Source organism: Clostridium sp. 7_2_43FAA (assembly GCF_000158375.2).
GTDB lineage: Bacteria > Bacillota > Clostridia > Clostridiales > Clostridiaceae > Clostridium > Clostridium tertium.
Map to the genome: position 1 here is coordinate 209,361 of NZ_JH815223.1, position 24,242 is coordinate 233,602.

The following is a 24,242-nucleotide window of genomic DNA, read 5'->3' on the forward strand; positions in this document are numbered from 1 at the left end:
TGGATGTATTATTAAGTTAGATAGGAAAACTAACTAATTAAAAGAGGTGTAGATATGGAGTACTTTAGCAATATAAAAAAAATAAAATATGAAGGACCAAATAGTAACAATATGTTTGCTTTCCATCATTATAATCCAGAAGAAATAGTAATGGGAAAACCTATGAAAGAACATCTTAAATTTGCAATAGCTTATTGGCACACATTTAATCAGGATGGATCAGACCCTTTTGGAAAATCAACCAATATAAGAAACTGGAATACAGAAGATCCAATGAAAACTGCTATGAATAAAGTAGATGCAGCTTTCGAATTTTTTGAAAAATTAGGAGTTGAATATTTTTGTTTTCATGACATGGATATAGCTCCATTTGGAAATAGCTTAGAAGAATTTTTTCATAACTTAGATGTTATAACTGATTATATGAAAGAAAAAATGGACAAGACAGGTGTTAAACTTTTATGGAATACAGCAGATAGACATTCTAATCCAATATATGTTAATGGAGCAGCTTCAAGTCCTAACTTAGATGTTTATGCAATTTCAGCAGCTCAGGTTAAAAAAGGAATAGATATAAGTAAAAAACTTGGAGGTAAGAACTTCGTATTTTGGGGTGGAAGAGAAGGATATGAAAGTTTTTTAAATACAGATATTAAATTTGAAGAAGAAAATATAGCAAGGCTTTATAAAATGGCAGTAGCTTATACAAAAAAGATTAATCATAAATTAACTTTCCTAATAGAGCCAAAACCAAAAGAGCCAATGACACATCAATATGATTTTGATTCAGCAACAACATTAGCATTTTTACAAAGATATGGCTTAATGGAAGATTTTAAATTAAATATAGAAGCAAATCATGCGATGTTAGCTGGACATACTTTTGAACATGAATTAAATATAGCAAGAAACTATAATGCATTAGGCTCAATAGATGCAAACCAAGGAGATTCATTATTGGGGTGGGATACTGATGAATTCCCAACTAATCTTTATGATACTACGCTAGTCATGATAGAAATATTAAAGAACGGTGGATTACATGATGGTGGTATAAACTTTGATGCAAAAGTTAGAAGAAGTTCTTTTGAACAAGAAGATCTATTTATAGCTCACATAGCAGGAATGGATACGTATGCAAGAGGATTAAAGGCTGCGGCAAAAATAATTGAAAGCGAATATCTAGATAATCTTAAAAAGGAAAGATATTCATCTTATAAAAGTGATTTAGGTAAAAATTTATTAAATAATCAAGAGAATTTAGAATCACTTACTAATTATGCATTATCAATAAAAGAAGTTGATAATGAATCATCACATATTGAATATGTAAAATCTAAACTTAATGATTATATTTATTAAAGGAGGAAGACAATGTTTTATACCATTGGAAACAAGCTTTTTCGCAAATACGATAATGAAATACTATGTATAGAACCATGGGGGAAAAATAGCTTTAGAGTTAGATCAACACCTTATGGAAGTATACCTCAATATGAAAATGCTTTAACAGAAGAAATAAAAAATAATGAAGCAGATATAAAAATATTTGAAGAGTTAAATGAAGCAGAAATTATTAATGGAAATATTAAAGCTTATGTAACTAATAGAAATAGAATAGTATTTAAAAATGGTAAAGATGAAGTATTGTTAGAAGAATACATTAGAGAAAGAGCTGTTGCTAATGATATGGGTAACGAAGATGTTAGTGTAAAAAGTATTACTGGATTTTCATGTACATTAAAGCTAAGAGCTAGAGAGTTTACCCCTTCTTTAAATGGAGATTATAAGCTGACTCAAAGATTTGAGTCAGCTCCAAATGAAAAAATATTTGGAATGGGTCAATACCAACAATCGTTCTTAGATTTAAAGTATTGTAAATTAGAATTAGCCCATAGAAACAGCCAGCTAACAGTTCCATTTTATATATCAAACAAAAATTATGGATTCTTATGGAATAATCCTGGTATTGGAGAAGTAAATTTTGCGAAAAATATAACAGAATGGACTATGAAATCTACTGATTATTTAGATTACTGGATAACATCAGAAGATACTCCTAAAAAGATAATAGAAAACTATACAAGTGTTGTTGGTAGAGCACCTGAAATGCCAGAAAATTTATTAGGATTATGGCAAAGTAAAATGAGATATCAAACACAAGAAGAAGTTTTAGAAGTAGCTAAAAAATATAAAGCGCTAGGTATTACCCCATCAGTTTTAGTAATAGATTTTTTCCATTGGACAGAACAAGGACATTATGATTTTGACGAGAGATACTGGCCGGATCCACAAAAGATGGTAGATGAGCTAAAAGAAATGGGTATAGAAACAATGATTTCTGTATGGCCAACAATATCTCAAAATGCTAAAAATTATAATGAAGCTATTGAAAAGGGTTTATTAGTTAAAGTTAATAGGGGAGTAAGGATTACAATGCAGCAGTTAAGTAACACTGTATTCATAGATCCAACTAACCCTGAAACAAGAGACTATGTTTGGGAGAGATTAAAGAAGAACTATTATGATAATGGAATATCTATGTTCTGGCTTGATGTAGCTGAGCCTGGATATGCATTATATGATTTTGATAACTATAGATATCATTTAGGAACTGACTTAAAAGTAGGTAACTTATACCCTAATGAATTCTCTAAAATTGTATATGACGGATTAGCAAAAGAAAATAAAACTCCTGTAACATTAATTAGAGGGTGTTGGGCTGGAAGCCAAAAGTATGGAACTTTGGTATGGTCTGGAGATATAGATTCTAGCTTTGGAGCATTTAGAAATCAAGTTAATACAGGATTAAACATGAGTATTGCAGGAAATCCATGGTGGACAACTGATATAGGGGGATTCCATGGAGGAAATATTAATAATCCGGAATTTAGAGAGTTAATGATAAGGTGGTTCCAATATGCAACATTCTCACCAATTCTTAGAATGCACGGAGATAGACAACCTCACAAAAAGGCACTTGGAACAGATGGTGGAGGTCAATGTGAAAGTGGTGCAGATAATGAGATTTGGTCATATGGTGAAGAAGCTCAAAAGATATTTGTTAAGTATATAAAGATAAGAGAAAAGTTAAAAGGATATATATCACAGTTATTTAATGAAACTCATAATTCTGGTGAACCAATAATGAGACCTGTTTTTTATGATTATCCTAAAGATGAAGTAGCTTGGACAGTAGATAATCAATATATGTTTGGATCAGAATTACTTGTAGCACCAATTATGTATTATAAAGATAGACAAAGGAAAGTTTATTTACCAATTGGAAATAGATGGGTTGATATTAATACAGAAAAAGTATATGAGGGTGGACAATTTGTTGTTATTGACGCACCTCTAGATAGTATTCCTGTACTTTGTAAGGAAGATTCATATATTAAAAATTTATTCTTATAGGAGGTGAGATAAAAGTGTATAAAATAGTTTTAGCATCACATGGAAATTTTGCTAACGGAATTTTAGATACAATTCATTTCTTTACAAAAGACACTGAAAACGTATATAAAGTAATTCTAGATGAAAGTGGAATAGATAATTTTCAGAATAAGATTATCTCGATATTTAATGAAATTAGTGATTCTAATGTTCTTATATTAGTAGATTTATTTCATGGAACACCATTTAATGTTTGCACAAACAACATAGGTTTAATAAACGGAGATGTAGATATAGTAGCAGGAGTAAATGTACCAATATTCTTAGATGCATTATTAAATAGTACTAGCCTTTCAGTTTCAGAAGAAATTGAAAATATCAAAAATATGAACGTTATAAATATTTTATCGGAAGAATTTAAAAACCAAATAAATAATAATGATGATGAATAAAAGGAGATGGAAGAATGGAAGTTCAAGCTTGGCAATTAATATTAATTGTTTTATATGGATTCTTTATCAACTATGAAAAAAATAGTACTATGTTCGGTACATATCAACCAGTTACAGCAGGATTTATTGTTGGATTAATAATGGGAGATGTTAAAACAGGATTATTTATAGGAGGTACATTACAATTAATGTCCTTAGGTATAAGTAACTTTGGTGGAGCATCAATACCTGACTATCAAACAGCAAGTGTTGTTGCGACATTTATAACAGTTTCAACAGGTCAAGATCCTAATGTTGGAATAACTATTGGTATTCCAGTAGCGCTTTTAATGGTTCAATTAGATGTATTAAGAAATACAATGGGCGTTTGGTTAGCACATCAAGCTGAAAAATATGCAGATAAAAGGGAATACAATGGAATTGCTAGAATGCAAATGTTAGGAGTTGTTTTAACTTGTGCTACAACAGGAGTTCCAATATTATTAGCTACTATATTTGGCCCGGATTTAGTAAATGCATTAATAGATAAGAGTCCAGAATGGTTATTAGGTGGTCTTCAAGTTGCAGGTGGAATTTTACCAGCGGTTGGTATAGCTTTACTATTAAAGAATCTTCCTACAAAAGATTACTTTGCATATCTTTTAATAGGATTTGTAGTTACTATATATTTAAAACTTCCTTTATTAGGAGTTGCACTTATAGCAGCAGCTATAGCATTAATTGAATTTAAAAGAGATAATGATAGAGAAGCTACAGTTGTTTCTCCAGTAGGAGGTATGGACGAAGATGAGTAATAATGAACTTACACCAAAAAAAATACGTAGTAAAGTTTTATTAAGATGGATATTTACAAGCAGTGTATCATCTAACTATGAAAAAATGCAAGCATTGGCTTATTGTTATGCAATATTACCATTTTTAAAATTTACCTATAGAAATGATCCAGATGGATTACAAGATGCAGTTAAGAGACATTTACAGTTTTTTAATACAAATCCATGGGTAGCTCCTTATGTTTTTGGTTTAAACATAGCTATTGAAGAAAAAGAAAAGAATAATGCTGCTGAAGCAGTAAGTTCAATTAAGAGTGGTTTAATGGGACCTTTAGCAGGATTAGGAGATAGCTTATGTGTTGTTATTCCTTGGACTATATTTGGAGCAATAGCTGCAAATATGGCTATAGAAGGAAATCCAGCAGGAATATTCTTATGGATAGCAGTAAGTATTGCTATAAAAATGCTTAGTTTTCCTTTATTTAAAGCAGGTTATTTTTCAGGAACTAAGTTAGTAAATGCTTTAGAAAGTAAAATGAAATCAATTACTAAAGCAACTTCAATTTTAGGATTAATGGTTGTAGGTGGACTTATGTCTACTGTTATAAGAGCAACTGTAGGTTTTAGCTTTGTTCAAGGTGAAATTGAAATGACTGGACAAAGTATATTAGATCAAATAATGCCAGGATTAATTCCAGCGGCTATAGTTGGCTTAATGTATTATTTACTAGGTAAAAAAGTTAAACCAACATATTTAATATTATTAGTAATAGTAATGTCAATAATTTTACATGCACTAGGAGTACTTGTTTAGGGGGGATAATAAATGAAAGGGATAATTCATATAAGAATAGACGATAGATTAATACATGGCCAAGTTGCTACAATGTGGACAAACAATTTAGGAGCAACTAGAATAATGGTTATTAATGATGAGGTAGCTAATAATGATTTGCAAAAATCAGTATTAAGAATGGCAGCACCATCAAATGTAAGTACATCTATAATAACTAGAGAAACAGCTTTAAAAAATATTTCTTCAGGAAAATATGAAGGACAAAAAGTGTTTATTGTTGTAAAATCACCATTAGATTTACTTTATCTTGTTAAAAATGGATTAGATATTAAGAAGATTAATGTAGGTAATATGTCTTCTAAATCAAATACAGAAGTTATAAGACCATCTGTAAGTGTTACACCAGAAGAAAAGGAAGCATTTAAAGAATTAATAGATAGAGGAGTTGAAGTTACAGCAATAATGACTCCTACAGATCCATTAGTTTATTTAAAGGAGTATCTATAAGATTTAAGGGAGACAATAAAGTCTCCCTAATTTATTAATATAGGAGGATATTTTTATGGAATATGTTATAGGTTTAGATTTAGGAACAGGTTCTATCAAGGGGATAGCTTTAGATAAAGCTGGAGAAGTAGTATTGAAGCATTCGGAAAGTTATCCTTTATACAATAATAGAGATGGACATTCTGAACAAGAGCCAGAAGATTGGTATAATGCTTCAGTTAAGGTTTTGGAAAAGATAACTAATGATTTAGGTGGAGATGGATTAAGAGCTATAAGTATATCAGGTCAAATGCATAGCTTAGTATTATTAGATAATGAAAATAAACCTATAAGAAGAAGTATTCTATGGAATGATACAAGAACAACTAAGCAATGTGAATATATAATGAATAACTTTGGAGAAAAAGTAATTGAAATCACAGGGAATAAAAGCCTTGAAGGATTTACGCTTCCAAAGGTATTATGGGTAAAAGAAAATGAACCTGGAAATTGGGAAAAGACTAAAAAGTTCTGTTTACCTAAAGATTATTTAGTATTTAAATATACAGGTAACATATGTACAGATATATCTGATGCAGCTGGAACACAAATGTTAAATATTAAAGAAGGAAAATGGTCTGAGGAAATAGCAAATCTTTTAGATTTAGATTTAAATAAATATCCTAAGATATATAATTCAACTGAATGTGTTGGAGAATTAAATGAAGAATTAAAGGAAAAGTTAAATGCCAAAGGAAGTATTAAAATCTTCCCAGCAGGATCAGACAATCCTTGCTCAGCTTTAGGATCAGGAATAATAAATAAAAATAGAGATTTATTAAGTATAGGAACTTCAGGTGTATATTTAAAATATGAAGAAGAGTATAAGAACTATGGTGGAAAACTTCACATGTTTAATAATGTACTACCAAATAGCTGTTACTCAATGGGGGTAACTCTTTCTGCTGGAGATTCTTTAAGCTGGTTTAGAAATACCTTTGCAAAGGATAAAGATTTTGATGAACTTTTAAGCGGAGTATCTAATGTTAAAGAAGGATCTAATGGATTATTATTTGCTCCTTATATAGTTGGAGAAAGAACACCTTATGCAGATAGTAATATAAGAGGAACCTTCATAGGAATAGATAAAAGCCATGATTTAAATCATTTTGCAAGAGCGGTAATTGAAGGAATAACATTCTCATTAAAAGATTGCTTTAGCATATATGAAGATGATAGTGATAGAGAAATAATTTCAGTAGGAGGAGGAGCTAAGTCTAAGGAGTGGCTTCAAATACAAGCTAACGTATTTAATAAGAAGGTAATATCTTTGAAAATAGAAGAAGGTCCATCTCTTGGAGCTACAATAATAGCTGCTGTTTCATTAGGATGGTTCGTTTCTTTTGAAGATGCTGTAAAAGTAATAGTAAAAGAAAAAGAATGTTATTATCCAAATGAAGAAGCAGTAGAAGCATATAAAGAAATTTATATTCGCTATAGAAAAATATATGACAATATAAAAAATATATAGATAAGCATAGATTGATTTTTATAAGTAATAGTATTATAATGTTTAAAGAAAATGTGAATAATTTTTGGGAATGAAGTTCTCCCATGAGAAATCTAAACCGTCAAGTAAGACTAATGACTTCTATGATTTAATCGTAGAGTCATAGTCTTTTTTATTTTTTAAGAAATTAATCATTAGAAAGGTATGCGTAATATGAGAATTTTTAAATTAACAACTTGTACAATTATAGTGTCAATTATAATGGGAATTATATCAGCTATATTTTTAAGATCATTAGAATTCGTTACAACCTTAAGAGAGGGATTTCCTTATATAATTTTTTTAATTCCTATAATAGGAGTATTAACAGCATATACATATTCAAAGTATGGGAATGGATCTAATAGAGGAAACAATTTAATTATTGAAAGTGTTCATAAGGAGGTAAAAGTTCCATTTAGAATGGCATTCTTGACATTTATTTTTACTGTATTAACGCATTTATCTGGAGGATCAGCGGGAAGAGAAGGTACAGCAGTTCAAATAGGAGGAGCCTTGACAAATAAATTAGCTAACATTTTCAAAATGGAGCATAAGGAGAAAAGAATTCTAATTATGTCAGGAATAAGTGCTGCATTTGGCTCAGTCTTTGGAACACCGCTTGCTGGTACATTTTTTGGTATGGAAGTATGTTTTATAGGAAAGATTAGCTATGAAGCAATGATATATTGTTTTATAGGATCATATACAGCTAATTTTGTTACAGAATACTTAGGTATAAATCATGTAGGGCACTTAATAAAATCTATCCCTAATATTTCTGTATATACACTATTAATAGTAATAATATCATCAATTTTATTTGGTATTTTTGGAAAGATATTTGCAGAAGGAGTTCAGTTAGTTAAAGGATTTTACAGTAAAAATATAAAAAACAATATATATAGAGCAATAATGTCCTCAAGTGTAGTTTTATTAGTTATTATAATATTTAAATTATATAAATTTGAGGGATTAAGTACATGGCTTATTGATAGTGGATTTTCAGGTAATATAACTATTTTAGATCCAATAAAGAAGTTAATATTAACAGTACTAACATTAGGAGCTGGATTCCAAGGAGGAGAGGTTACTCTGCTATTTGATATAGGAGCTTCTTTAGGTGGTGCTATAGGTAATTTAACTAATATAGAGCCTTCATTATTAGCAGCTATTGGGATGATTTGTGTTTTTGGGAGTGCTACTAATACTCCACTTACTACAATTATGCTGGGAATTAATTTGTTTGGATCAGAAGCTGTTCCTTACTATATAATTGGAGCGTTTATTAGCTATTATGTAATAGGACATAATGGGATTTATGGAGCACAAGTTATTACTACTCCTAAGTTAAAAAGACTAGAAAAACATAAAGGGATATCTCTAGAGAATATAGAAAAATAATTTATAAAGGAAGTGTTAAGTACTTCCTTTATAAATTATTTTAAACTAGTTTTAAATGAGATCCATCACAAAATGGTGCATTTTTAGTATGATTACAAGCACATAAATGAGCTTTTTCAGTCTTTTTAGAAGTAAAAGTTAAAGGTGAAAAATTAGTTCCAACATGAGCACCGTTACAAAATGGTAAGTTAGAACTTTTTCCACATGTACACCAAAAGTAAGTTTGATTTTCTTTTAAATCAACTAATATAGGGTGTTTTTTAGCTACGGAAGACTTGTCCATAACAACCTCTTCTTTAGGTTGTTTAACTATTGAATCATACTCAGATTTTATTTTATCAGCAAGGTCCTGATCTTGTTTAGATACATTAAATAAATACATCAAAACACTTCCAGGAAAATCAACATCATCACTTAAATAAGTATGTTCTAAAGACTTTCTAGCTAAAGAAATAGTACAGTTATCATCATGTCCTTTATTACATTCTTTACATATCTTACAAACACTCGCAATACCTTTAGCTATAAGATTTTTATTGTATAATTTAGTATCGTTCTTTGGTATTAATTTTTGTCCATCAGCAATAATTTGAATAGAATTTGGATTTGAAGCTTTTATAGCATTTAAAGCAAATCCTATGTTACATTTTGATTTAATACAATCTTTAGTCTCATAAAATTTACATTCTGAACAAATAAGAGTTAAATTTTCTTCAGTATTTTCATAATAATTCATTGGTAACCTCCTTTATATTTATAATTTCGTATATAAAGTGATAATTTTAATAAAACTTCTATAATTTTATATATGAAAACTCCTAGTAAATATAATATTTACTAGGAGTTTTTTACTAAAATTCAGATTGTCCTGTAGTTCATATGTTAATATTTTATATGAAAATGTAGTCTTTTATAAGACTGTATTTTTCTATGTTTATGGGGATTTATATCTTATAGTATATTATATTTTTTTATTAATTATAAGGTTTATTGTGTTACAGTTGTGTTATTCATAAGTTATAAATATTATAATATTAAAGAATATTTAAATGTATTTGAAGTTATATTACAAAATATGCTATTCTAGTATATATATTGAATAATGAGGTGGCAATATGGATAAAATAACAAAAGGTACATGGATAATTAATTCTACTAAACATTTATTAAGCACTAAGCAAACAGCATTAGAATTGAATAGTTTTGAAGCAACTGAACAATCAGGAAAAGCTGGTATTCTATTAGGAAGGTTAGTTTCTGGTAATCAGGAAATTGTTGATAGAAAAAAATTAAGGGTATTTGCAAGACAATCTGGGATATCACCGGCAGAAATAGTAACATATTCTAAAATGTTAAAAAGTGCAGGAATGGCTGATTATAAAGAAGATAATTTAGGAAGAGTAAGTGAATTAGAAGTTTATTGTTTTTCTATGGAGCAGGCTATTAATACAACTTGTGATTTGTTTGATAAATTAGAGCCTGATGAGGGTGAAGTCGGAAATATATTATCTTTACAATCTACATATGAATTCCCACTTACAGAAAGTGAGCTTATTGAAGAAATAACATGCAAGGGAATAGATGAAGGCATAGTAAAAGAAGTATTAGAATTACAACAAACATTTGGATTAGTAAAGTCTGATAAGATTGATGATGAGTCAATTTATTATAATGAGTATGCTTTTACAGGAGATGCTATAAAGATAAAGAAAGCTATAAATAATCTAAAAAGTACTCAAAAAGACACTGTGGAACAGGTTTTAAATACAGTAGGCGCTTCCCAGGGATATTTATCAGATTTGTTTATTAAAAATAAAGAAATTGATGAGTCAATAGTAAGGATGATGGAAGGCGTTGGATTATTGGATGGAGTGACTGTCAAATCTAAATTTGGAGAAGCAACATTCTATACTACCCCACAGATAAAAGGACAGGGCGTGGGTGATTTCAATTTATCAACTGATGTTTTTCATAAGGCAAAAATATTACTTGGCTGTTTAAGGTTTGGACAGTTAAGATCTGTAAATGGTAGAGGCAAGATAAGAACTGATGATATGATGGTAAACATAATTAATAAGTTAACAGCTGGAAACTGGGTTGGACCATGTACAGCTATAGGACAAGATTATCAATTGCTTGAACTTGATGGAGTTATATCTACAATGCCCGCAGATAATGGTATGTTTTATATGAAATTAAGGCAGAAAGAAGTTGGAGATATTGTTAAACAAATGGTAATACATAATAAGGTTGTTTCAGATATTGATTCTAGTTGGGATAAAACATTTAGTATGCAGGCAGATTCATGTATAATACCAGAAGTAAGAAAAAAACAGATAGAGGCTAATTCAACAAATGCAGTTACAAGTATGAGAGAAAAAATGCTAATGTCTGTAAGAACAGGAGGAAGGTTGTAAATGGCGAATCAATTAGGGAAGGGACCAAAATTGGAATATATTATAACAGGTCTATTCCAAAATGAAGGATATTTAAGTAGAAGATCAATTCCTCTGTATTATGGGAATAAGAACCAAGATGCAACTGATATTGATGTTTTAGGTATAGTATTTACAAAACCGTTTCAAATGCATAAAATAATTTGTGATTGTAAAAACAAGCAAAAGTCTAAGCCATATGAAAGAATTTTCTGGGTAAAAGGGCTTTCGCAGTTTGTAAATGCAGAACAAACTTACGTATCTTTACCTCAGGCTTCATGGGAAATTAGTAAATTTGCTCAAGATGGAGGAGTAAGAGTTTTAACAGGGGACATAATAAATCAATACTTCTCAGGAAATTCAAATTTATTTGGAATTGCTGATGATACGTTTTATGTTGAGTTTTTTGATAAATTTAATAATACGATTAAAAAGAATAAAAATCTTTATGCATCAGCAAATGCATTAAAGGCATTATATTTGAATGAGGATCCATATGTTAGTGTGAATGTTGCTATGGAGACTTTAAGTGTTGCTGGGAAGCATTTGAAATTATCTAAAGAGAATAATCTTGAAGAAGAATATTCGTTTTGGAAATATATATGTTGTGAATCAATGATTATAATCTCCTTAAGTATATTAAATATTTGTTCTGATACTATATGTTTGCCAATAAAGGCAAGAAAAGAGCGTATATTAACTAAATTAACTTATGGAGATATAGAGCCCTTTAGGATTAATACTATTTTAAATTATGCTAAGAATGTAGCAAATGAAATAATAAAAGAAAATATTCCGAGAAATATGATTTCTAAGCTAGATTTAGTGGATTTTGGACAAATTACACCACCATCATATGCATCTACAATAATAGGAATTGTTGAAAGAGCAATAAAAAATCAAGAATGGTATATAAATTTACCACAAGTCTTAGATTTTATATTATTTGAATTTGCAGTTAAGAATAAAGAATTTTCTATGGATGATTTTAAAAAAGTTTTTAATAGTGATAATTATGAAGGAAAGTTGAAAGCAGCGAAAAACATATTATCACTAGCAAGAAATATATGTAATATAGATTTAAAGTTATTATGGGGAAATAATAAGGGAATTATTTTAAGTACTAATGAAGAATTAGATTTAAAAGAAGATAAGAGGATGAAAGAAGAATTTACGCAAATAGACATGAAAATTAATTAAAGAGATTATAGGATATATAGTGTTCAAGGTAGTATAGATATAAAATTCTATACTACTTTTTATTTATCTAAATAAAAACTTATAAACGTAATATAGACGAAATAGAATATATATTATACATGTGAATGCCTAGACGATAGGTAAATCATTTAAAGGTTCATAGAAAAGAAAGGAATGATTTCATATGTGTAAAAATAATGCAAAGAGAGTTGATATTGTATCATTAAAAGTTGTAAAGGAAAGTAGCTTACTATATGGGAGAAGGAAAATTTCTTCTCCCAGTGATGCTGTGGAGATTGGAAGAAGTATGTTAGATGGCAGTGATAGAGAAAAGCTTTTATTATGTTGTTTAAATACTAAGAATGAGCCAACTAACTTAAACATAGTTTCAATTGGCTCATTAAACTCCTCAATAGTCCACCCAAGAGAAGTTTTTAAGTTAGCTATATTAGGTAATTCAGCTTCAATAATATTATTTCATAATCATCCATCAGGGGATACTACTCCATCAAAAGAGGATATAAATATAACAGAAAGAATAAAAGAGGCTGGGAAAATTATAGGAATAGAATTAATTGACCATATAATTTTAGGAGATGAAAATAAATATACTAGTTTAAAAGAGAAAGGAATAATATAATGAGAAGAAATGTAAAATTAATAGAGATATTAAAAAGTAATTATTTAAGATATGAATTTATTTTAGAATTAAATAAAATTTTAAAAAATAAATAACTTCTAACTATTATAAATTGTAGTTAGGAGTTATTTTATTATGGAGGGAAATATGGAAAGAGATAGTGAGTTAATGAAATCAAGATTAATTATAGAAATAGATTTTAATGAAGAAGAAGAATTGATTTTAAAGTTAAATAAAATTTGCAATGAATTAAATATAGAAATGGATGAAGTTATAAGAAAAGCAGTTATTAATTTATATAATAATATAGAATTTGTAAGAAGTTAAAAAGATAAGGTGATGATTAATTATTTAAGTAGATTAATCATCACCTTTATCTATATGTGAAAACATAACTTTAAGGATATCTAGAGCCATAACTTTTTCATTAAGAGATCTGCTAGATATAAGCTGATAAAGTTGGTTATATACAATATCCTCTTCTATATTTATAGAATCTTGTAGTAAGTAATCAATAGTAACCCCAAGGGATTTACATATTACAACTAGTGTATCTAAAGAAATATTACGTTCACCACGTTCTATTTGACCAATATATGAGGTTGAAAGATCAACTTTTTCAGCTAATTGCTCTTGTGTTAAATTAAGTTTTAAACGTTCTTGTCTTATTCTATTTCCTAATAACTTATAAATCATAATATTTCCTCCTTATAATAACTTTAACTGGAAATTAAGGATTGGTTAACATGCTAATAGCTTTATGAATATTGACTAATAGCATTAAAAGGTTGTAAAATTAATAGGAAATATGAATAAAAGGAAAATAATGAAATTAAAAATATTATTTTACAATTATTAATAGAAAAGGGGAGTTTTTAATTATGAAGAAATTAAAAGTAATTTTAAGTATTTTAGGCGTAGTTATCTTATTAGTAGGATGCGGATCTAATGCAAAGGAACAGTCAAGTACAAATGAAACAAAACAAGAGGAAAAACAAGAAATAAAAAGGGAAGACAATGTGAAAAAAGAAGAGAAGAAGGATAATATGAGTAAGAAATTAGAAGAACTTCAACCTGGAGTATTTAAATCTAAATTAGCACAAAAGATGAATGATTATAAGTATATTCCATATGATGATTTATTACGCTATACAAATGATTATATAGATAACCAAACAATTATAAAAGGAACTGTTGCACAAGTAGTTACATCTGAGAAAGATGGTGCAAAAGAGGTTTATTTGCATGATGAGACAAGTGATGTGTATTACTTTACATATTACTATACAGATATAGTTCCTCATAATGTTTTAAAAGGTGATAAAATATCAGTTTTAGGTAAAGTTGAAAATATTCAAGAATCTACGGCGAGCAATGCTCTTGGTGCAGAAACAAAAATGACTATGCCATTAATATATGCTGAATATATTCTAGATAATTCATATTCAGAAGGATATAGTTCTTTATCATCTTATTTAGGAAATGATGGATATAAATATATACCAGAATTAGCTGGTGAAACTAAGGATTTTAAAGACCTAGAAGATAAAAGAGGATATGTATTTGCATTAAAATCTAAAGATGATGGAAGCTATTTAGATAAATATGTATTTGCCGAAAAAGGAATATTAAGATATTACACACCTACAGTAGATGGTAAAAATATAAATGGTGAAGAAATATCACTAGACTCTAAAGTATTATGGGGTGCACAGTAATGTTAAAGAATTATATAAAGATTAAGGAGATAAGATATGTATTGTAAGAGTTGTGGCAATGAAGTAAGTATAGAAGATAGTTTTTGTGTAAGATGTGGAAATAAAGTAGACTCAAAGAATATCTATGAAAATATTAATACTAATATAAAGAAAGAGTATAAATTCTCTAAAGTAAAACAATTAGGAGCAGTTAATATTGCAGTAATAGATACAAACATTACTGTTGACAATAATAGAATTAATATAGCTGAACAAAGAAAGATATTAGGACTATTTAAAGGAAAAAGAAAAGCTAATTCTTTAATAATTACTGATATAAAAGGGATAACTACTAAAGCCACTATAGATACAATTGATTTAATATATGCAATAGTATTTGCATTGATAGGGATTGCATTACCACCAGCCTTTATAATATCAGCAGTATGCTTATTTACAGGATATGGACAAAGAATATTTATTAAAGATAAAAATGGAAATGAAGTAAAAATACAAGCGGAAAAAAGTCCTATTGTTCAAGAATTTATTCATGAAGTAAATACATATATAAATATTTAACTTTTAAAGCATATTCATGTTTAATGAATATGCTTTTTTTATTATAATTTTATTGAAGGGGGAGACGAATTTATGAATCGCGAAGAATATGAAAAATATCATGAAAATAATACAAGCTATGAAGAGGATGAGAACTATGAAAATGGTACAAATAAAACTATCAAGACACAAGAACAATTCAATAAGCTTGTAATGAAAAAGACTTATTTAGAATATATAAAAGGATATGAAGAAGAAAAATATCTTGAGGATGTATTATTAAAAAAAATAGAAGATAAAAAAATAAGAGATACATATAATTTAGCAAAAGAAATATGTGAGTATATAGATAAATGTGTTTATCCTGTAAATGAAGATAAAGTGACGCTTATAGATTATATAAACTCAAAAATTATTATAGGGCAGAATCAAGCAAGTAAAAATATATTCATTAATAAAAAAAATAATTTAGAGAATAAAGCCAAAAAAGGGCAATTTGAAAAATACAAAAGATCTAAAGTTATAGAGCATATGATAATCCCTTTTTTAGAATTAGATGAATTATTTGCCAAAAATGAGATAAAGAAAGAGATTGCTATGATTGAAATTCAAGAGAGAAATGAGTGTTCATTTAGAAATTATATAAGAAATAATGGAAGTCTTATCAATAATCTAACATTAGCTCCTCATATATTAGCTTTTTTCCTTTTATGTGAAAAAAGAAAGTACTCCAAGCTTGGAAATGAATTGAATAGGAGAATAATTAGGAATAATGGAGATGATTATTCATTACTAGATTTATTTGCGTTTTATAATGAGTTATATAAGTTTATAGTGGCGTCAGAAGATATCTTTAAGAATAATAAAATTAAACTAGATGATTATATTCAATATTTCGGTATAGGATATGATTTATTTGAAGATTATTTTAAAGGTGATAGATATTTGCTTATTTTAGAGACTTTAAGTAAATATAAAATGCTATTAAACTATAAGCTTGTTTTATATTTAGGTATAGTCTTGATGATAGATGATATAGAATTAAGCAAAAAAGAAATAAGAAGGATAATTGAATACTCATATTTCGAAGAAGATGATGAAGTTGAAAAGATAGTATATAAGATTCTAGCTTATAATAAATTTGTGTACACAAATATAGATGATGTTATAGAAGCACTTATTACTAAAAGAAAGTTTAAAGTAGTTAATAATAAAAATGATATAATAGGAATTAAGTTATTCATAGATAGGTATAATTCATTAGACAAAACAGATATTTTAACCGAGCTTGCAGATGAAGTTTTTTATAAGATGAAATTATGTGATTGTTTTTTAACTAATGAAGGAGTATTGGACTATGTAAATGAGGAGAAAGCTAAAGGTGTAAATTCAAAAATAAGTGCTGAAAAAATATTTACCTCAAATAGTGGAATATTATATTTAATTTTAGGCGGATTTATTCAATATGTTAAAGAGTAAAAAGAAACATCTAAGTGATGTTTCTTTTTATATTGTTTAAAAGTAGCAAAATAATACTAAATTAATATATAAACTATTAATTTTAGCAAGGGGTATTAGAAAAAGATTTTTCTAATAAAATTGATACGGATAAAAATCTTTAATATACTGTTTATAAGATATTTGCATGTAAATATATTATAAATAGTATAAGGAGAATTAAAAATGAAAAATAAAGATAAGAATGAAAAAAAGCATACGATGAAAATAAAAAAGAAGAATAATGATATGGTGAAATTTGGAGATGTAAAGGGCGAAATAAACGGAAGATGGATAAATGAATGTTATTCAGATAATGAAGAAATACTTTTAAAAGAATGCTATTTAGATAATGAATATGAAGAGGAAGAATTATTTAATAAAGAAACAAAGTATGAAGAGGATATTTTTGAAAATTTGGTAAGCAAGTCATCTAATAAAAAAAGAGAAAAAGAAAGCAAGTTTTTAATAAATTTTAATAAAAGAAAAAGAGTAGTAGTGACTTATATAGCGAATAAGATAATAAATGAAAATAAATTTATATGTATAAATGAAGAAATATATTTATATTTAGAAAACTTAGGATATTATAAAAGGCTTTCAGATCAAGAGATAAGAGTATTTGTATATAAATTTATATCATTAGAAAACTGTAAACATTTTAATTCATCTGATATAGAGTCAATAATATATTTTATAAAAATTAGTGATAAAATTCAAAAAAATATGAATGATATAAAAAGGCATAGAAACTTAGTTAATACTAAATCGGGTGTGTATGATATTAGAAGTAAAAAAATATTACCTCACGATCATAAATATATGTTTTTTAGCGTAGTAAATGCAGAATATAATATACAAAATTATAATGATAATTTCTATAACTCACGATTCTATAAATTTTTAAATGAGATTACTCTTGGAGATGAAGAGTTAAAGCAAAGACTTAAGGAGATTACAGGATATTGCTTATGTAATGCAAATCAAATGAGGCAATTTTATATTCTGATAGGCGATGGAGGAAATGGGAAGTCAATTTTTTTAAATTTATTAATGACTTTAGTAGGTGAAGAAAATACATCTAATATACAATTAAACCAGTTGAGTGACCAAAAGTATATAGCAGAATTAGCTAATAAAATGGTTAACATAGGGAGCGAACTAAGTGATATTAAGTTAGGTGATACATCAGCAATAAAGTCGTTAGTAAATGATACTGATAAGGTTATATGCAGACCATTATATAAGCAACCATTTTCTTTTGTTAATTATTGTAAACTGATTTTTGCCACCAATAATTTACCGGAATTAAACAATAAGAACTATAAAAATAATACTGCATTTTTTAATAGAGCAATAATCATACCATTTAATAACATAATACCTGTTGAAAAACAAGATAAGAATTTAAATAATCAACTAAGAAGAGAAATTGATCTGGTATTAGTTTGGGCGTTAGAGGGATTAGAAAAAGTAAGAAAAAACAAATGGAACTTAAGTGAATGTGAAATATCAACGAGGTATTCATTAGAATATAGGGATTCACAATCGTATATAGAGAGATTCCTTAAAGAAAGAATTAGAATAGATATAGAAAATAAAAACTATATGTTTAAATCAGATTTAAAAGATGAATTAGAAAGATTCTGTATAGAGGAGGGCATAGATAGTAATATTTCAGATGGAATGAAGTATTTGCATAATCTTATTATAAAGAAATATGGTATTAAATATAAGAAGATTAGAATAGGAGATAAAACTAGACAAGGATATATTGGTATATGTTTGTAGACAAATTTAATTAATAATAATGGAACATCGGAACACAAATGTGTTATATAGCTTAACGCCCGATGTTCAGCATATTTTAGTGAAAATAGTTATGGAACAATTTTAGAACCTTTTATTATTTACGGAACAAAAGTTAACTATTAATAGGAAGGAATGAGTTAATATGAATTATGGTAAAGAAGAAGAGAAAAAAACTATGAGAGTAAAAGAGTTTGCTGAAGAGTATGGAATAGGAATAAATAGTGCATATGAAATTGTAAATGCTGAAGGATTTCCGAAAATAAGATTGGGGAGAAAAATATTAATTATAGCGTCAAGAGTAGATGAATGGTTAGATAACAATATAGGAAATAGCTTTTAAATTATTAGGGTATTCTTACTTAGGAATACCCAGCTATAAAAGTATATAAGAGGATGATAAATATGGCTAAAAAATCTAATGGGGAAGGTTCTATAAGCAAGTATAGAAATGGATTGTGGAGAGGTTCAATAACTACAGGAAGAAATACAGAGGGGAAATTAATTAGAAAACAGTTTTATGGAAAAACAAAACGTGAAGTTTTAGATAAAATGAATGATTATAGAGATAAAAGTTCTAGAGGGCTTATAGCGAAAGATGAAAAGATAACTTTAGAAGAGTGGTATAATATATGGTTATTTCAATTTAAGGCTAATGAATTAAAGGCTAGTACTATAGAAAGATATAATGTTTTCTATAGAAATTATATTAAGGGATGTAATATAGGACAAGTTAAATTAAAAGATCTTACAGCACCTATAATACAAAATTACTACAATAGTTTAATTAAGAATGGTAAAACTCCATATACAGTAAAAATGCTTCATAAGGCATTAAAGTCTAGTTTATCATATGCTAAGAGAATTAATTATATAGGAATTAATTGCTGTGATAATGTTATACCACCTAAGGTTATTAATAAAGATGATGATAAATTTAAAGTATTTACATTAGAGGAGCAAAAGAAATTTATGAATGTTATAAAGGATCATAAATATAGATTAATGTTTATTTTAGCTTTAGGGACAGGCATTAGAATAGGGGAGTTAGTTGCTTTAAAATGGGATGATATTAATTTTGATGAATGCACTTTAAAAGTTAATAAATCAATTAGTAGATCATATATAGAAATAGAAGGGAAAAGAAAATTTTTATTAGAGGAAACAACACCTAAAACTAGATCTAGTATAAGGGAAGTAGGTATTCCATCAAATATATTGAAGGAATTAATAAATCATAGAAAAGAGCAAGATGAATATAAGGATAATTATAAAGAAATATATACAGATAATAATTATGTATTTACTGATGCTTTAGGAAGATATATATTGCCAGATACATTAAGTAAGGCATATCTAAAGGTATTAAAAGATAATAATATACCTCATACTAGATTTCATTCACTTAGGCATACCTATGCAACAAGATTATTTGAAAAGGGTGTACCATTAAAAACAGTCCAAAAGTTATTAGGACATTCTTCAATAAAAATAACAGCAGACATATACACTCATGTAATTGGAAATGAAAAAATATCAGCAGTAGAAAAGTTAAATGATTTATTTTAAAAATTGAATTCTATAAAAATTTCATAATATAACAAAATATGATAAAATATATTATATTAGGAAATGGGGTTGGTAGAATGGAAAAGTGTAAAGTTATAAGTATTATTAATTGGAAAGGTGGTGTAGGAAAAACAACATTAACACATAATTTAGCAGCAGCATTACAAGAAGAAAGAATTAACAAAGAACTTCCAAGGGTTTTACTAATAGACTTAGATCCACAATGTAATTTATCTATATCATGTTTAGAAGCTAATGAGTTTGAAAGAATTGTATTCAAAAATGATGATAAAATATATACTATAATAGATATATTTAAAGAGTTCTTAAAAAATGATAATCCAAGTATTAACTTAAAAAATTATATATTAAATAAGGAGGTTAGATATACTCCAGGATATATATATAATTATATTGATTTAATTACATCACATCCCAATTTAATATATACTGATATGTATATAGCGAATTTTGACAGAGATGACAAAGTTGAATATAATGAAACTAGTCTAGTTATAAATAAGAAAGCAAAGATTTCTAATGAATATAAGTTTACGATAATAAAAAGAATGATCGATATGGTAAAAGATGATTATGATTTTGTTTTAATTGATTGTCCTCCAAATTTAAACTTTATTACACAGAACGCATTATTTGCAAGTGACTATTATATAATACCTACTATTTTAGATAGACTATCATCTTATGGAATATTATCAATAAAAAATGCAGTTGAAAGTTTGAATGAGTCATTTGAAAAATTTGATTGTGAGTATATACCAACTGAATTATTAGGGGTTGTAGCTAATAATGTAAGAGAATATGGAGAACAGCCAAAGCAATCTCAGTATAATATTTTATCAGAGTTAAAAAGTTCTATAGGTGATAAGATGTTTGAGGCATATATTACTAATGGAGATGGAATAGCAAGGACATCTGCATTAGCATATCCAATATTTTATTTGGAGAAGGAACATAAAAATGCAGCTAAACAGAGTACACAAATTATAAGCATAGCGAAAGAAATGATATCGAGGTTATAGATTTAACTATATCTAAGAGGTGATGGAAATATGGAGATTAAGAGGTTAGCAACTTTATTAAATAAAGCTTCCAAAATACTAAATCTTTATGAAGAAAATGATTTTACATTAGAGGAAGTATTAGATGATATTTATAAGACTTTAAAGAAAAAAAGTAATAGTTTAATAAAAAATGAATATTTTGATAAAAACACATTGATTAAAGTAATGGAAAATATGGAGAAAAAAGATATAATTACTTATTTAAGTGAATATAAAAAAAATGATTTATTAACAATTGCAAATGAAATAGGAATAAAAATTTCAAGAGGTCAAAAAAATGAAGTTATTATTGAAAGTATATCTAATTATTACGCTTTTAATAATCTAAATAAGGATATGTCTAACAGAAATAAAAAAATAAGTAGTATTGTTGATAATGATAGCCATAATGGAGATGGAATTTTACCAATAGATAGAAAAGGTATGTAAGTTAATAAATAACTAATATTATTTGATTAATAGTTAATATGTACTTATTTTGCATAACTTTTTACCTAGTTGTGTTATGGTTGTGTTATTTTTAATAAAATAACAATAAATAAAATAAACAAACCTAGTAAACAAGCTGTTTACTAGGTTTTTTATATTAGAAGTCAGATTGTCCTGTAGTTCTTGGGAATGGGATTACGTCTCTGATGTTTGACATACCTGTAATATACATAATAAGTCTTTCAAAGCCTAATCCAAATCCAGCGTGTTTAGTTTCTCCATATTTTCTAAGCTCTAGATACCACCAGTAATCTTCTTCATTAAGACCAAGTTCAGCCATTCTCTTAGTTAGAATATCAATTCTTTCTTCTCTTTGGCTTCCACCTATAAGTTCTCCTATACCTGGAACTAAAAGATCTGTTGCAGCAACTGTCTTTCCATCATCATTTAATCTCATATAGAAAGCTTTAATATCCTTTGGATAATCAGTTACAAATACAGGTTTCTTAAAGTGTTCTTCAGTAAGATATCTTTCATGTTCTGTTTGTAAATCTATTCCCCATTCAACAGGGTATTCAAACTTCTTATCAGCTTTCTTTAATATTTCAACTGCTTCGGTATAAGTTACTTTTCCAAAGTCAGATGTCATAACATGATTTAATCTGTCTAGGATACCCTTATCAACAAATTGATTGAAGAAAGCCATTTCTTCTGGACATTCAGCTAAAACATATTCTAAAACATATTTAAGCATATCTTCAGCTAATTCCATATCATCTTGTAAATCAGCAAATGCTATTTCAGGCTCTATCATCCAGAACTCAGCTGCATGTCTTGCTGTATTAGAATTTTCAGCTCTGAAAGTAGGTCCAAAAGTATAAACATTTCTAAATGCTAAAGCATAACATTCAGCATTTAATTGACCAGATACTGTAAGGTTACTTTCTTTACCAAAGAAATCTTGCTTAAAGTCTATTGCACCTTCTTCAGTTTTTGGAACATTGTGTAGGTCTAAAGTAGTTACTCTAAACATTTCTCCAGCACCTTCACAGTCACTTCCAGTTATTAATGGAGTATGAGTGTAAACAAATCCTCTTTCTTGGAAGAATTTGTGGATAGCATAAGCTGCTACTGAACGTACTCTAAATACAGCTGAAAATGCATTACTTCTTGGTCTTAAATGAGCAATAGTTCTAAGGTATTCAAAAGTATGTCTTTTCTTTTGAAGTGGATAGTCTGATTGTGATAAACCTTCTATAACTATTTCTTTAGCTTGAATTTCAAATGGTTGCTTAGCTTCTGGAGTAGCAACTAAAGTACCTATTACTGTTATTGATGAACTAATAGGTAGTTTTGATACATCTTTAAAGTTATCAAGTTTATTATCAAAAACTACTTGAACATTCTTAAAAAATGTACCGTCATTTACTTCAATAAATCCAAAAGCATTTGATGCTCTTAGAGTTCTTATCCAACCAGAAATTTTTATTTCTTCAGATAAATATTCATCTTGATTTCTGTAAAGTGATTTTACTAAAATTACTTTATCCATTATTGTTCCTCCTACTATAATTTTTTGTAAAATAAAAAACCTTTCATCCCTAAAATAGGGACGAAAGGATAATTTCGCGGTACCACCCAGATTGCTATCATATAAATAGCCACTCTACTGACACAAGTAATGTCATTCAAATAATAACGGTTTGAATCCGTCTAAGTCTACTTAAGTGAGACTAAAGTTTTAATTAGTCTAATTTACACCTTGAATAAGTAAGGTGATTATTTTCACTTGTTCGGTTAGAAACTCAGAGATGTTCTTCACTAAAGGCTTCGTATAAGGCTTACACCATTCCTTACTCGCTAAGACTACTTCCATATAGCTACTCTTCTCATCATAGTAATAAATTTTATAATGTTTATTACGATTTTACACCAATTCACTAACATTTGCAACTTTAAATCATAAGATAATTTTAGGTAATATTTTATGGAGGATTATATGGGTTATAAGGGGTTTCTAGAAGAAAAATTTATTGAATTAAATCAGCTAAAAAGTATGTTAGTAACATATCCAAAGGAATACAAAGAAAATATATTGAATGTGATGGAGAGAGTTTGTAATCAAATTAATTCATATTTAGAAGAAGTAAGTTTTCATAACAAAAAAAGAAATAGTGAATTACTTAAATTAACTGAGTCGGAATTAGCTTTATATAATGGAGAAAATGGAATGCCAGCATATATTGCAGTAGATGGAACTATATATGATATGTGTGATATACCTCAATGGAAAGATGGCAAGCATTTTGGAATTAAGGCAGGGGCTGATTATAGTAAGGTTTTTAAAAGTTGTCATGATGGAAATAAAAGTATTTTATCAAAATTAAGAGTAGTAGGTTTAATGAATTATAAGGAAAAATGTACCTGGGAAGAGTAATAAAAAATTGCTACGATATTAAATCGTAGC

The 24,242-nt window shown here is 27.8% G+C and carries 24 protein-coding genes, 1 riboswitch and 1 other annotated feature; of the genes, 21 read left to right on the forward strand and 3 right to left on the reverse strand.

All coding sequences use genetic code 11. The features are described from left to right. Positions 1-54 precede the first annotated feature (54 nt). The 8 genes from xylA (at position 55) to CSBG_RS17290 (ending at position 8,856) form a co-directional block, all read left to right on the forward strand. Complete coding sequence (gene xylA / locus CSBG_RS17255) at positions 55-1,362, forward strand: xylose isomerase (RefSeq protein ID WP_008681562.1); 1,308 nt, start codon at positions 55-57, stop codon at positions 1,360-1,362. Positions 1,363-1,374: 12 nt separating this feature from the next. Then, complete coding sequence (locus CSBG_RS17260) at positions 1,375-3,417, forward strand: TIM-barrel domain-containing protein (protein WP_008681565.1); 2,043 nt, start codon at positions 1,375-1,377, stop codon at positions 3,415-3,417. Between the two features lie 14 nt (positions 3,418-3,431). After that, the gene (locus tag CSBG_RS17265; protein WP_008681567.1) at positions 3,432-3,848 is read left to right on the forward strand and encodes a hypothetical protein; all 417 of its coding nucleotides are present in this window, start codon (positions 3,432-3,434) and stop codon (positions 3,846-3,848) included. Between the two features lie 14 nt (positions 3,849-3,862). After that, positions 3,863-4,642 carry a PTS sugar transporter subunit IIC gene (locus tag CSBG_RS17270; RefSeq protein WP_008681569.1) on the forward strand — a complete coding sequence of 260 codons (780 nt, stop codon included), beginning with the start codon at positions 3,863-3,865 and terminating at the stop codon, positions 4,640-4,642. Next, the gene (locus CSBG_RS17275; RefSeq protein ID WP_008681571.1) at positions 4,635-5,435 is read left to right on the forward strand and encodes a PTS system mannose/fructose/sorbose family transporter subunit IID; all 801 of its coding nucleotides are present in this window, start codon (positions 4,635-4,637) and stop codon (positions 5,433-5,435) included. The genes CSBG_RS17270 and CSBG_RS17275 overlap by 8 nt, the downstream gene beginning before the upstream one ends. 12 nt (positions 5,436-5,447) lie before the next feature. Then, the gene (locus CSBG_RS17280) at positions 5,448-5,924 is read left to right on the forward strand and encodes a PTS sugar transporter subunit IIB (protein ID WP_008681572.1); all 477 of its coding nucleotides are present in this window, start codon (positions 5,448-5,450) and stop codon (positions 5,922-5,924) included. 55 nt (positions 5,925-5,979) lie between these two features. Beyond that, positions 5,980-7,434, forward strand: coding sequence for a xylulokinase (gene xylB, locus CSBG_RS17285; protein WP_008681574.1), 1,455 nt, complete (start codon positions 5,980-5,982; stop codon positions 7,432-7,434). 57 nt (positions 7,435-7,491) lie between these two features. Then, positions 7,492-7,564: riboswitch (Fluoride riboswitch) on the forward strand. A gap of 62 nt (positions 7,565-7,626) precedes the next feature. After that, positions 7,627-8,856 (forward strand): chloride channel protein, encoded by a 1,230-nt coding sequence (locus tag CSBG_RS17290; RefSeq protein WP_008681576.1) that lies wholly within the window; start codon positions 7,627-7,629, stop codon positions 8,854-8,856. Between the two features lie 40 nt (positions 8,857-8,896). On the opposite strand, the gene CSBG_RS18885 is transcribed toward CSBG_RS17290, so the two are convergent. Then, positions 8,897-9,592 carry a CDGSH iron-sulfur domain-containing protein gene (locus tag CSBG_RS18885; protein ID WP_008681578.1) on the reverse strand — a complete coding sequence of 232 codons (696 nt, stop codon included), beginning with the start codon at positions 9,590-9,592 and terminating at the stop codon, positions 8,897-8,899. A 379-nt stretch (positions 9,593-9,971) separates the two neighbouring features. Between CSBG_RS18885 and CSBG_RS17305 the strand changes: the two genes are divergently transcribed. The 4 genes from CSBG_RS17305 (at position 9,972) to CSBG_RS17320 (ending at position 13,458) form a co-directional block, all read left to right on the forward strand. Continuing rightward, positions 9,972-11,273 (forward strand): hypothetical protein, encoded by a 1,302-nt coding sequence (locus CSBG_RS17305; protein WP_008681580.1) that lies wholly within the window; start codon positions 9,972-9,974, stop codon positions 11,271-11,273. Then, on the forward strand, positions 11,274-12,491 hold the full coding sequence (locus CSBG_RS17310) for a hypothetical protein (RefSeq protein ID WP_008681583.1): 1,218 nt from the start codon (positions 11,274-11,276) through the stop codon (positions 12,489-12,491). A gap of 184 nt (positions 12,492-12,675) precedes the next feature. Continuing rightward, entirely contained in the window at positions 12,676-13,131 is a 456-nt protein-coding gene (locus CSBG_RS17315) for a JAB domain-containing protein (protein WP_008681585.1), read from the forward strand. Between the two features lie 147 nt (positions 13,132-13,278). Continuing rightward, entirely contained in the window at positions 13,279-13,458 is a 180-nt protein-coding gene (locus CSBG_RS17320) for a hypothetical protein (RefSeq protein WP_008681590.1), read from the forward strand. A 33-nt stretch (positions 13,459-13,491) separates the two neighbouring features. On the opposite strand, the gene CSBG_RS17325 is transcribed toward CSBG_RS17320, so the two are convergent. Next, a complete protein-coding gene (locus CSBG_RS17325) occupies positions 13,492-13,827 on the reverse strand; it encodes a helix-turn-helix transcriptional regulator (protein WP_008681591.1) in 336 nt (111 codons plus the stop codon). A 185-nt stretch (positions 13,828-14,012) separates the two neighbouring features. On the opposite strand from CSBG_RS17325, the gene CSBG_RS17330 reads away from it, so the two are divergent. From CSBG_RS17330 to CSBG_RS17365, 8 genes are all read left to right on the forward strand, one after another. Continuing rightward, positions 14,013-14,849 carry a hypothetical protein gene (locus CSBG_RS17330; RefSeq protein ID WP_008681593.1) on the forward strand — a complete coding sequence of 279 codons (837 nt, stop codon included), beginning with the start codon at positions 14,013-14,015 and terminating at the stop codon, positions 14,847-14,849. 36 nt (positions 14,850-14,885) lie between these two features. Next, a complete protein-coding gene (locus tag CSBG_RS17335) occupies positions 14,886-15,407 on the forward strand; it encodes a zinc ribbon domain-containing protein (RefSeq protein WP_008681595.1) in 522 nt (173 codons plus the stop codon). 72 nt (positions 15,408-15,479) lie between these two features. Continuing rightward, complete coding sequence (locus CSBG_RS17340) at positions 15,480-16,865, forward strand: hypothetical protein (protein WP_008681597.1); 1,386 nt, start codon at positions 15,480-15,482, stop codon at positions 16,863-16,865. 204 nt (positions 16,866-17,069) lie between these two features. Further along, positions 17,070-18,674, forward strand: coding sequence for a phage/plasmid primase, P4 family (locus CSBG_RS17345; RefSeq protein ID WP_008681599.1), 1,605 nt, complete (start codon positions 17,070-17,072; stop codon positions 18,672-18,674). Positions 18,675-18,837: 163 nt separating this feature from the next. Further along, complete coding sequence (locus tag CSBG_RS17350; protein WP_008681601.1) at positions 18,838-19,035, forward strand: helix-turn-helix domain-containing protein; 198 nt, start codon at positions 18,838-18,840, stop codon at positions 19,033-19,035. 62 nt (positions 19,036-19,097) lie between these two features. Then, positions 19,098-20,261 carry a site-specific integrase gene (locus CSBG_RS17355; RefSeq protein WP_008681603.1) on the forward strand — a complete coding sequence of 388 codons (1,164 nt, stop codon included), beginning with the start codon at positions 19,098-19,100 and terminating at the stop codon, positions 20,259-20,261. Between the two features lie 77 nt (positions 20,262-20,338). Next, positions 20,339-21,304, forward strand: a complete 966-nt coding sequence (locus CSBG_RS17360; protein ID WP_035286152.1) for a ParA family protein — start codon at positions 20,339-20,341, stop codon at positions 21,302-21,304. 30 nt (positions 21,305-21,334) lie between these two features. Next, positions 21,335-21,775: a hypothetical protein gene (locus CSBG_RS17365; RefSeq protein ID WP_008681606.1), complete on the forward strand. Its 441-nt coding sequence runs from the start codon at positions 21,335-21,337 to the stop codon at positions 21,773-21,775. Between the two features lie 157 nt (positions 21,776-21,932). Here the strand turns inward: CSBG_RS17365 and asnS are convergent, their stop codons facing one another. Further along, the gene (gene asnS / locus CSBG_RS17370) at positions 21,933-23,327 is read right to left on the reverse strand and encodes an asparagine--tRNA ligase (protein ID WP_008681608.1); all 1,395 of its coding nucleotides are present in this window, start codon (positions 23,325-23,327) and stop codon (positions 21,933-21,935) included. Between the two features lie 53 nt (positions 23,328-23,380). Beyond that, positions 23,381-23,680 (reverse strand) — a binding site (T-box leader). Positions 23,681-23,774: 94 nt separating this feature from the next. Here asnS and CSBG_RS17375 point away from each other — a divergent pair. After that, positions 23,775-24,212, forward strand: coding sequence for a cytochrome b5 domain-containing protein (locus tag CSBG_RS17375; RefSeq protein WP_008681610.1), 438 nt, complete (start codon positions 23,775-23,777; stop codon positions 24,210-24,212). The last annotated feature ends 30 nt before the right edge of the window (positions 24,213-24,242 follow it).

What these genes read in the sequence shown, in the direction of transcription:
- asnS (WP_008681608.1), bottom strand. Translation starts at nt 23,327, where the DNA reads ATGGATAAAGTAATTTTAGTAAAATCACTTTACAGAAATCAAGATGAA.
- CSBG_RS18885 (WP_008681578.1), bottom strand. Translation starts at nt 9,592, where the DNA reads ATGAATTATTATGAAAATACTGAAGAAAATTTAACTCTTATTTGTTCA.
- CSBG_RS17365 (WP_008681606.1), top strand. Translation starts at nt 21,335, where the DNA reads ATGGAGATTAAGAGGTTAGCAACTTTATTAAATAAAGCTTCCAAAATA.
- xylA (WP_008681562.1), top strand. Translation starts at nt 55, where the DNA reads ATGGAGTACTTTAGCAATATAAAAAAAATAAAATATGAAGGACCAAAT.
- CSBG_RS17260 (WP_008681565.1), top strand. Translation starts at nt 1,375, where the DNA reads ATGTTTTATACCATTGGAAACAAGCTTTTTCGCAAATACGATAATGAA.
- CSBG_RS17310 (WP_008681583.1), top strand. Translation starts at nt 11,274, where the DNA reads ATGGCGAATCAATTAGGGAAGGGACCAAAATTGGAATATATTATAACA.
- CSBG_RS17320 (WP_008681590.1), top strand. Translation starts at nt 13,279, where the DNA reads ATGGAAAGAGATAGTGAGTTAATGAAATCAAGATTAATTATAGAAATA.
- CSBG_RS17375 (WP_008681610.1), top strand. Translation starts at nt 23,775, where the DNA reads ATGGGTTATAAGGGGTTTCTAGAAGAAAAATTTATTGAATTAAATCAG.
- CSBG_RS17350 (WP_008681601.1), top strand. Translation starts at nt 18,838, where the DNA reads ATGAATTATGGTAAAGAAGAAGAGAAAAAAACTATGAGAGTAAAAGAG.
- CSBG_RS17355 (WP_008681603.1), top strand. Translation starts at nt 19,098, where the DNA reads ATGGCTAAAAAATCTAATGGGGAAGGTTCTATAAGCAAGTATAGAAAT.
- CSBG_RS17335 (WP_008681595.1), top strand. Translation starts at nt 14,886, where the DNA reads ATGTATTGTAAGAGTTGTGGCAATGAAGTAAGTATAGAAGATAGTTTT.
- CSBG_RS17275 (WP_008681571.1), top strand. Translation starts at nt 4,635, where the DNA reads ATGAGTAATAATGAACTTACACCAAAAAAAATACGTAGTAAAGTTTTA.
- CSBG_RS17315 (WP_008681585.1), top strand. Translation starts at nt 12,676, where the DNA reads ATGTGTAAAAATAATGCAAAGAGAGTTGATATTGTATCATTAAAAGTT.
- CSBG_RS17325 (WP_008681591.1), bottom strand. Translation starts at nt 13,827, where the DNA reads ATGATTTATAAGTTATTAGGAAATAGAATAAGACAAGAACGTTTAAAA.
- CSBG_RS17305 (WP_008681580.1), top strand. Translation starts at nt 9,972, where the DNA reads ATGGATAAAATAACAAAAGGTACATGGATAATTAATTCTACTAAACAT.
- CSBG_RS17330 (WP_008681593.1), top strand. Translation starts at nt 14,013, where the DNA reads ATGAAGAAATTAAAAGTAATTTTAAGTATTTTAGGCGTAGTTATCTTA.
- xylB (WP_008681574.1), top strand. Translation starts at nt 5,980, where the DNA reads ATGGAATATGTTATAGGTTTAGATTTAGGAACAGGTTCTATCAAGGGG.
- CSBG_RS17270 (WP_008681569.1), top strand. Translation starts at nt 3,863, where the DNA reads ATGGAAGTTCAAGCTTGGCAATTAATATTAATTGTTTTATATGGATTC.
- CSBG_RS17290 (WP_008681576.1), top strand. Translation starts at nt 7,627, where the DNA reads ATGAGAATTTTTAAATTAACAACTTGTACAATTATAGTGTCAATTATA.
- CSBG_RS17360 (WP_035286152.1), top strand. Translation starts at nt 20,339, where the DNA reads ATGGAAAAGTGTAAAGTTATAAGTATTATTAATTGGAAAGGTGGTGTA.
- CSBG_RS17280 (WP_008681572.1), top strand. Translation starts at nt 5,448, where the DNA reads ATGAAAGGGATAATTCATATAAGAATAGACGATAGATTAATACATGGC.
- CSBG_RS17345 (WP_008681599.1), top strand. Translation starts at nt 17,070, where the DNA reads ATGAAAAATAAAGATAAGAATGAAAAAAAGCATACGATGAAAATAAAA.
- CSBG_RS17340 (WP_008681597.1), top strand. Translation starts at nt 15,480, where the DNA reads ATGAATCGCGAAGAATATGAAAAATATCATGAAAATAATACAAGCTAT.